Raw genomic sequence first — 1,297 nt, forward strand, 5'->3', positions numbered from 1 at the left:
GCCTACTACCTTAAACGCGGACTACCAACGCCGCGCTAGCCTAGCCTTCTCCGTCTCTCCATCGCAGTTAGCAGAGGTACAGAAATATTAATCTGTTTTCCATCGATTACGCCTTTCGGCCTCACCTTAGGGGTCGACTCACCCTGCCCCGATTAACGTTGGACAGGAACCCTTGGTCTTTCGGCGAGGGAGTTTTTCACTCCCTTTATCGTTACTCATGTCAGCATTCGCACTTCTGATACGTCCAGTGTGGGTTACCCCTTCACCTTCAACCGCTTACAGAACGCTCCTCTACCGCTTGCAGTAAACTGCAAACCCGTAGCTTCGGTGGTATGTTTAGCCCCGTTAAATCTTCCGCGCAGGCCGACTCGACTAGTGAGCTATTACGCTTTCTTTAAATGATGGCTGCTTCTAAGCCAACATCCTAGCTGTCTAAGCCTTCCCACATCGTTTCCCACTTAACATACACTTTGGGACCTTAGCTGACGGTCTGGGTTGTTTCCCTTTTGACGACGGACGTTAGCACCCGCCGTCTGTCTCCCGAGTAGTACTCATTGGTATTCGGAGTTTGCAAAGGGTTGGTAAGTCGGGATGACCCCCTAGCCTTAACAGTGCTCTACCCCCAATGGTATTCGCTCGAGGCGCTACCTAAATAGCTTTCGAGGAGAACCAGATATCTCCCGGTTTGATTGGCCTTTCACCCCCAGCCACAAGTCATCCGCTCATTTTTCAACATAAGTCGGTTCGGTCCTCCAGTTGATGTTACTCAACCTTCAACCTGCCCATGGCTAGATCACCGGGTTTCGGGTCTACGCCTTGCAACTAAACGCGCAGTTAACACTCGGTTTCCCTACGGCTCCGCTATTCGCTTAACCTCGCTACAAAACGTAAGTCGCTGACCCATTATACAAAAGGTACGCAGTCACGGTCTCAAGAACCGCTCCCACTGCTTGTACGTATACGGTTTCAGGTTCTATTTCACTCCCCTCACAGGGGTTCTTTTCGCCTTTCCCTCACGGTACTGGTTCACTATCGGTCAGTCAGGAGTATTTAGCCTTGGAGGATGGTCCCCCCATATTCAAACAGGATGTCACGTGTCCCGCCTTACTCGTTTTCATCTATGGTTAGTTTTCGTGTACGGGGCTATCACCCTGTGCCGCTGTGCTTTCCAACACATTCCACTAACACCCCATAGACTTAAGGGCTAATCCCCGTTCGCTCGCCGCTACTAGGGGAATCTCGGTTGATTTCTTTTCCTCTGGGTACTTAGATGTTTCAGTTCCCCAGGTTCGCCTCA

General features: G+C 50.9%; 1 rRNA gene. It reads right to left on the minus strand.

The features are described 5' to 3' along the window. Positions 1 to 1,297, minus strand: a 23S ribosomal RNA gene (locus tag ORI98_RS18110); the annotation flags it as partial.

Source organism: Shewanella sp. ULN5 (assembly GCF_030731885.1).
GTDB lineage: Bacteria > Pseudomonadota > Gammaproteobacteria > Enterobacterales > Shewanellaceae > Shewanella > Shewanella holmiensis.